The sequence below is a fragment of the Streptomyces sp. NPDC107575 genome (assembly GCF_055657265.1).
In genome coordinates, this window is the sequence record NZ_JBVKBG010000001.1 from 1,470,968 (window position 1) to 1,478,453 (window position 7,486).

Annotated in this window: 5 protein-coding genes and 1 pseudogene; 2 read left to right on the forward strand and 4 right to left on the reverse strand. The window is 70.1% G+C overall.

Annotated elements, in window-relative coordinates; translation table 11 throughout:
• Positions 1-7: 7 nt before the first annotated feature.
• Positions 8-2,311, reverse strand: coding sequence for a bifunctional glycosyltransferase/CDP-glycerol:glycerophosphate glycerophosphotransferase (locus tag ACZ7L4_RS06820; RefSeq protein ID WP_472100302.1), 2,304 nt, complete (start codon positions 2,309-2,311; stop codon positions 8-10).
• Positions 2,312-2,599: 288 nt separating this feature from the next.
• Complete coding sequence (locus ACZ7L4_RS06825; protein ID WP_472100304.1) at positions 2,600-4,180, reverse strand: amidase family protein; 1,581 nt, start codon at positions 4,178-4,180, stop codon at positions 2,600-2,602.
• A 626-nt stretch (positions 4,181-4,806) separates the two neighbouring features.
• Here ACZ7L4_RS06825 and ACZ7L4_RS06830 point away from each other — a divergent pair.
• Positions 4,807-5,427, forward strand: coding sequence for a hypothetical protein (locus tag ACZ7L4_RS06830; protein ID WP_472100305.1), 621 nt, complete (start codon positions 4,807-4,809; stop codon positions 5,425-5,427).
• Between the two features lie 310 nt (positions 5,428-5,737).
• Here the strand turns inward: ACZ7L4_RS06830 and ACZ7L4_RS06835 are convergent, their stop codons facing one another.
• On the reverse strand, positions 5,738-6,166 hold the full coding sequence (locus ACZ7L4_RS06835; RefSeq protein ID WP_472100307.1) for a hypothetical protein: 429 nt from the start codon (positions 6,164-6,166) through the stop codon (positions 5,738-5,740).
• Here ACZ7L4_RS06835 and ACZ7L4_RS06840 point away from each other — a divergent pair.
• Entirely contained in the window at positions 6,158-6,991 is an 834-nt protein-coding gene (locus ACZ7L4_RS06840; RefSeq protein WP_472100309.1) for a hypothetical protein, read from the forward strand. The two genes, ACZ7L4_RS06835 and ACZ7L4_RS06840, sit on opposite strands and share 9 nt — an antisense overlap.
• A 303-nt stretch (positions 6,992-7,294) precedes the next feature.
• Here the strand turns inward: ACZ7L4_RS06840 and ACZ7L4_RS06845 are convergent.
• Positions 7,295-7,486: pseudogene (locus tag ACZ7L4_RS06845) on the reverse strand (alpha/beta hydrolase); the annotation flags it as partial.

Genomic DNA, 7,486 nt, shown 5'->3' on the forward strand with positions numbered 1-7,486 from the left:
TTCTTCCTCATGAGGATGCCGGTGGTGTTGCTGGGGACGGTCGGGAGCGGTCCGAGCGCTCGTCCGTGGTGGGGGAGTCGTATCGCGGTGCGTGCTGCACAGGGCTCGGTGGCGGCGGCTGCGAAGGCTCAGGCGTCTCTCCCAGGAACACCCTGCGCACCACCCGCTCCGTGGCATGTCCGTCGTGGTGCGGGCAGAAGCGTGCGCGGAAGGCGGTGCGGAGTTGGGCGGAGCGGGAGCCGTTCCAGTGCCCAGTGGCGAAGATGTCGATCAATCCGTCCTGGGTTCGGGCGACCGGACCCGGCGGGAAGGTGCGAATGTCGAAGTAGGTGCCGCGGGCGGCCTCGTAGGCCAGGTGGTCGTCCGTGATCAGGACGATCGGGCGGTCCAGGGCCGCGTAGTCGAACATCAGGGACGAGTAGTCGGTGACCAGCACGTCGGAGGCCAGGCAGAGTTCCTCGACCGCGGCGTGCTGCGACACGTCGATCACACGCGGGTGGGGTTCCGTGGCGTTCTCGGCCATGGTCGCCAGATAGTGGGTGCGGGAGAGCACGACGTACGACGGGCCCAGGGCGCGCGCGAGGCGGGCGAGGTCCAGGCGTGGTGTCTGGGTGCGCTGGTAGTCGCGGTGGGTGGGGGCGTACAGGAGGACCGTCGCGTCGCCGTCGACGCCGAGGAGCTCGCGGGTGCGGCCGCGGTCCGCCTCGGTCGCCGTCACGAAGACGTCGTTTCGCGGGTTGCCGTATTCAAGAGTGGTGTAACCGGCTGGATAGACCCGTTCCCAGGTGAGGGTCGAATGCCGGTTCGCCGAGATGCTGTAGTCCCATTTGTCGGCGTTCTCCATGAGGGCCGCGAAGTCCATGCCGCCGCCCGCCGCCGGGTGTTCCTGCAGATCGAGGCCCATCTTCTTCAGGGGTGTGCCGTGGTGTGTCTGCAGCAGGATCTGACCGGGGCGCTTGCGCAGCCTGCGGTCGAAGTTGACGTTGTTGACCAGGTACTTCGCGCGGGCAAGAGCCGACCAGTAGGAGAACGTGCCGGGGACCAGACGGTCCGTCCCGGTCGGCACGGTATGGGCGTAGGCGGGGTGCGCGACCCAGGCCGTACGCATCGAGGGGACCAGTTCGCGCACCTTGGACTCGATCGCCGCGGGGCTGCAGGAGTAACCGCGGTTCCAGTAGGCGGAGAAAACCGCGAGATCGTCCTTGACGGGCAGCCGGCACTGGATGCGGTAGTGGGTCTGCAGCGCCGCACCATGCACCGCTCGGGCGGCGCGTCTGAGATGGCGCAGGGCGTGCGCACGGGCCTTGCGCGTCCCTGAGATGACGAGATACACGCGATGCGAGCCCAGGCGTACGAGACCGTGCCGCAGCCGGGTGGGGGCCGGCACCGGGCCGCCCGGGGTGCGGTAGCGGACGTAGTGGCCGCGGGCACGGCGGAGGAACTTGGCACGGCTGCCGCGCGGCAGCCGGCCACGGGTGGTGAAGATCGTGCAGAAGTGGTCGATCATCCGGCGAAAGAGGACGCGCCGCCACTGCTCGTCCAGTTCGGGGTGCGCGTCGAGGAACGCGAAGACTCGGTCGTACTGGTCGAAGACGTCGAAGTGCCTCGTACTGACCGTCGACAGGATGTTGCCCTGGCGGCGCTGCCGGTAGTGGACGCAGACCCGGTCGAGGGTCGCGACGGAACCCGCGGCCATCAGTGCCGGATAGGTCCAGGGGGTGTCCTCGTAGTACCCGGGGTGGAAGGTCAGGCCACAGTCGGCGAGGAACTCGCGCCGGTATGCCTTGTTCCAGACGACCATCAGCAGGCGCATGAGCGCGGGACGGTCCGCCAGGGCGAAGGGCTGCGGGCCCGACTGGTCCAGCAGCTGCGCGTGCTGATTGCGCAGGAGGCTGCCGTCCCAGTGCGCACGGGCGTAGTCGTAGATCAGGACGTCCGGGTCGCCTGTCTCCTTGAGCCGGCCGGCGATGGCGGCGAGCGATCCGGGGGTGAGGGTGTCGTCACTGTCGAGGAAGACGACGTACTCGCCGCGCGCCCGCGCGAGCCCGGCGTTGCGGGCCGGACCGAGGCCGACGTTCTCCGGGAGGTGGACGACCGTGACACGCGGGTCACGCGCCGCGTACGAGTCGAGGATCTCGCCGCAGGCGTCCGGTGAGGCATCGTCGACGGCGATCAGTTCCAGGTCCGTGCAGGACTGGCCGAGCACCGAGTCGAGGCAGGCGTGGAGGTACGCCTGTACCAGATGTGCGGGGACGATCACGCTGAACCGGGGCGCGGGTGCATCCAGTAGCCGACTACGAGAACGGGGCATGCACATATGGAACGACAAAAAGTATATTTAGTGGTGTTTTGCCCGTTATTCGGCGGTTCGTGGCGACGGTGAACGACGCGGCCGCCCGGCGATGTGTGGGTGGGCGGAGGGGGGGCGGAAACGTACTCCTCGGTGTTGCATGGCTGCCCCGCTGCCCCTGGAACTGCACGCCCGCGGGAGGGACCGGTAGCCCGTCGGACACTGGTGCCCAAGCGAACCGAGTCCGTCCCGCTCTGCCGACACCCGGCCCGTTGGTCGGGGCCGGGTGTCGACGGTTTCGGGCCCAGGTCACCCGCTGTCGTCGCCGCCCACGGACGGCAGGTATCGCGGTGCGCGCCAGGCGGCGAGGCGGGACTCCATCGACGCGCCCAGCGACAGCAGCTCGCCGTCCTGGTGGTCCCCGGCCATCAGTAGGATGCCGACGGGCAACTCACCCACGAAACCTGCGGGCACCGAAAGGGACGGGTATCCGGAGACGGCCGCCGGGGTGGACGACGGGATCACGTCGTTGTCTCCTCGCGCGCAGTCGGTCGTCCACGCGGGCGGATTGGTGGGCGAGGCGATGGCGTCGAGGCGGTGGGCGGCCATGGTCTCGTCGATGGAACGCCGGGACAGGTCCTTCAACGCCGCCCGCATGGCCAGGTAATCAGGGTCGGTGGTCGACGGCGCGGTGAGGGCCTGCTCGAACAACTCCTGTCCGGCAAAGCACGTCTGCTCTTGGCGGTGGGTGCGGTTGAACTCGATGAGTTCAGCGAGATCCTGCGGCCCTTCGCGGGTGGAGAGGTAGGTGTCGATGTCCCGGTGGAATTCGCTGAGCAGTGCCGGGAATTCGAGCTCGGCGAGCCGCTTCTGATACGGCGGCGTGACCTCGACGACCTCGGCGCCGGCCGCGCGCAGCTTCTTCGCCGTACGGGTCATCAAGGCGTCGACGTCGGACCCGAGCGACGGCAGCCGCCACAGACCGATCCGCATGCCGCGAAGGCCGCCGTGCCGAGGCAGGACGTCGTCCGTGGGACCGGCCGAGCCACGGGAGTACTCGTCGACGTCACCTCGTATCACGGACAGGGTGAGCGCGGTGTCGGTGACGTTGCGGGCCATGGGGCCTGCGGTGTCCTGCTCGGCGGAGATCGGCACCACGCCGTCCTGGCTGACCAGTCCGAGACTGGGCTTGTGGCCGACGACCCCGTTCATGCCGGCGGGGCACACGATCGAGCCGTCCGTCTCGGTGCCGATCGCCACCTGGGCCAGCGATGCGGCGAGCGCCGCGGCCGAACCGGAGGAGGACCCGCACGGGTTGCGGTCCAGGACGTACGGGTTGTTGGTCTGCCCACCGACTGCCGACCACCCCGACGTCGGCTTGGCCGCACGGAAGTTGGCCCATTCGGAGAGGTTGGTCTTGCCGAGGACGACCGCCCCGGCCTTCCTGAGCCGGGCCACCAGGTCGGCGTCGGCACGGGGCGGCTTCCCGGCCAGCGCCAGCGATCCGGCCGTGGAGGACAGCCCCCGGGTGTTCACGTTGTCCTTGATCAGCACGGGGATGCCGTCGAGAGGGCCGCGGACGGCGCCGCGCCGATGTCGGTCGTCGCTGGCGGCGGCCTGCCGCAGCGCCGTCGGGTCGGTGCGCAGCACCGCGTGGATCTTGGGGTCGACGGTTCTGATCCGCTGCAGATAGGCGGTGGTCAGCGCCGACGAGGTCAGCGAGCCTTTCGCCATGCGCGCCTGCAGTTGCGGGATCGTCACGGTGTCGAGGTCGACACCCAGTGACCTGTCCGCGCCGGCCGCCGACGGTAACGGCGCGGCGACGAGAAGGGGCACCGCCAACAGCAGGGCGCCCAGCGTGGTAACGCCTTTCTTCCTCACATTCCTCATGAGGCGTAGCGCACTACAACCACACGCCGCACCGCAAGGCCACGGCACCGGCCACGCGTCTGCGATCGGGTCGGGGCGCAACACCGAACGACGCCGTGAGCAGGATCAGTTCTCGACCACGCGAAGCCTCCCGTCATGGCATGCCGTGGCGCCCTAGGGCATCGCTACGCGGACCTGAGGCCGCGCGGTACCGCAGCGGGGACCAGCGGCCGGCGAGCGAACGGTCCGTGACCGCTGTGAGGGCACCGTCCGCCCACGAGACGTCGAGCTCGATCCGCCATGGGCGCGGATGCCCGTGAAGGTGTTGGTCGGCCATAGCGGCGGGGAGTGCCTTGAGCAGATCGATGTGCTTTCACTAACCCGCGGCGATCTCCTGTGGGAGAGCGGCTCGGCGTGCGGCGCCCGGCCCCTCGTGGGGCGGGACCGGCGCATGGCTGGTGAGAGGCGGAGGGGACCCCCGTTTGGAGGCACCTGCGACACGCCCAGCGGTTCCGGAATGTGCGAGGTCAGGGGCCTGTTGCTGGGCTGGGTGGACGCGACCGAACGTGTTGTTCCGATTGCGTACGGTATGCGTCCCTCGCACGGTTGCCGAGGAGTACCACTCGACAACCGCGAAAAGGTAGACCATGCGTATTTCCCGGAAAGCCGGTCTTGTTGCTTCCACCACGCTGTGCGGTGCCCTCGCCCTCGGCGTGGCCGGCCCGGCCGGCCCGGCCTTCTCTGCCGTCACGGACTCGCCGGCCCACAGCGCATCCGCCGCCCCGCTCCCGGGCGCGGAGGCGCTGGCGAAGCAGAATGCGGCACTGGCCGGAGCGGGCGCCGTCCTGCAGCCGGTGACCGACCTCGTCGCGGGCGTGCTCAAGGCCCCGGACGGCAAGCTGCCCAAGGACGAGGCCACCAAGCACGTGGCCGACGTCAAGAAGGCGTTGGACGGCCTGACGGCGGACGCGAAGGCCGCGACTGACAAGGCGGCTGCACCGGGCGCCCGCGCGCAGGCCCCCGGCGCCGACCTCGTCGTGAAGGCGGCGGCGGACCTGCAGGCCAAGGTGGACGCCCTGGTGAAGGCCTCCGCGGCGGGGGATGCGAAGGCGACCGCCGCCGCGCTGCAGGCGACCCTTACCGGCACGGTCAATGTGGTGGTGGCGATCGTGCTCGGTGGCGACCTGCCGGCGCCCGACCTGAAGGGCCTGCCCAAGCTGCCGACGCTGCCGGGTGTGTCCCCGGCGGAGACGCTGCCGTCGCTGTAGGCACCCGAGACGACTCGAGGTGATCGGGGGGCCGGCCCGTTCGGGGCCGGCCCCCCTTCCGTACGTCCGCCCGAAACGATGCCCTCATCGGTGCCTGAGGGAGCACACCAGCAGGGGCTGCTGGACTGCGCCGGTGAGGGCACACGACTTCCAGCGGGTGTGGCATCCCGTTCCGGGGCGGCTCGACGCCGCATGCCGCTTCCGCTCCAGGGCAACCGCACCTTCCGCGGCAGTCGTGCTGCGTGGCCACCTGGCAGCAACCGGCGGGGCATGTCGGCGTGCCGTGTTCCGTGTCCGGCCGGGCGCGGACCTACTGGTCGTCGGTCTCGTCCTGGTCCGTGAGGAATCCGCGCATCGGCGAGGGTGCCTCGGAAAGCACCTCACCCACGCTGAGCGGCAGGCCCCCCGGGGCGGGCTCGGGCGCCGGGAGAACGGGCAGGCGCGTGGCCAACACCCCCTGGTCTCCTTGGACGTCGGTCTTGAGGCTGCCGTACCCGCGCAACACGACGGCGATGGCCTCATGCATGGTGCGCCGGCCGTCCCGGTGTAGAAGGGCCGCAGGGCCCTCGACGATGGCCTCACGCTGCTCGGTGGCCGCCGTCTCGCGCAGAGCGCGGGAGGTGAACCACTCCACGAACACGGCGCCGTCCTCCGCGTCGGTGATGACGACGCCATGGGCGCGGTCACGCTCGCTGGCATCCGATCCCGGCAGGCCGATGCTGGCCAGGGCGTGACGCACCTCCTCGGCCAGCGGCCTGGGGCGCGAGAACGCACCCTGATCGGCGACAGCCTGGAGGACTGGGCGCAGTGGCTCCTGGCCGACCCCGACGTGCACGGAACGTATGCCTTCGCCGCCCGCTGGCAGGACCAACACGGCCCCCTCCCGCACGACCAACGCCTGATCCCCCGGCACTTCTTCACCCTCGGGGGCGCCTATGAGGACCACAACCTCGTCGCCAAAGAAGCCGCCCAGTGCATGCGCATCCGCGGCCCACTGGCTCAGACCGTTCACTCACTGCCCGACGGAGCCCAAGTCCAGATGACCGCCACCCCGCCGCCCGGCGACCCCGGCCTGCTCTCCCGCCACGAACTCGCCGTCCTCGCCGATGACTCCACCCTGCTGATCCAGGACGACGACGCCCGCCTGGGCGAGCCCGAACTTGCCTGGTTCGACACGCTGGCCGAGCACTGGATCAACACGACGCCCGCCATCGTCGCCATCGGAGCCGCCCGCCCCTTCACCGTGCCCGTCACCGTCGACGTACGCCGCACACCCCCGGCCGACGACACCGAACTGCAGCAAGCCGATCACGTCACACAGGCCGGCCTCGCGCTCCCCTCCGGACGTCTGCTGGTCTCCATGCAGGACACCCGCGACACGATCCCCCGCATCCCCCTCACCCCCGGGAACTACGCCGTGCGCATCTACTCCCACGACCTGAACATCCTCTCCGAGGACGCCCTGGAAGGCGAGGACCGCTACCACGTGGTGCTCTGGCCCACCGACGAAGACCAACCGGCCCAGGTCCTCAAGCGCTACCCCGAACCCCTTCCCGGAGGCTAGCCCGGACCACCGGGCGGGTCACAGGAAGCCGCCCGTGACGAGGAGATCGTGGCCGTCTGCTTGTCACGGGTGGCGATGCCGCGCCACTGGCCACGAAGGCTGATGCCCCCCGGGACAAAGACGGTGGCCTGCCGCCGCGCCGCGTCCGGCGGCGCTGGCGGTGCTGGCTGGCCGGAACCGGTATTTGAGGGTGTGTGACTGCGTTCACGTCATGCGGCGGCGGAGCCCGCCCACCTCCTCGCGAGGGCCGGCCGGTGCTCTGCACCAGCACAGACGTTCACACGGCGGCGCGGGACCGTGTGGTTAGGGGTGTGGTTGGTCGAGGTATTGGTCGGTCCAGGCGCTGATGATGTGTGCGGCGCGTTGGGCCTGTCCGCGTGCGGTGAGGAGGTGGTCGGCGCCTTCGAGGGAGATGAAGCTGCGGGGGTGGCGGGCTTCTTGGAAGATTTCGGCGGCGTTGTCGATGCCGACGGTGGTGTCGGTGGGGGAGTGCGC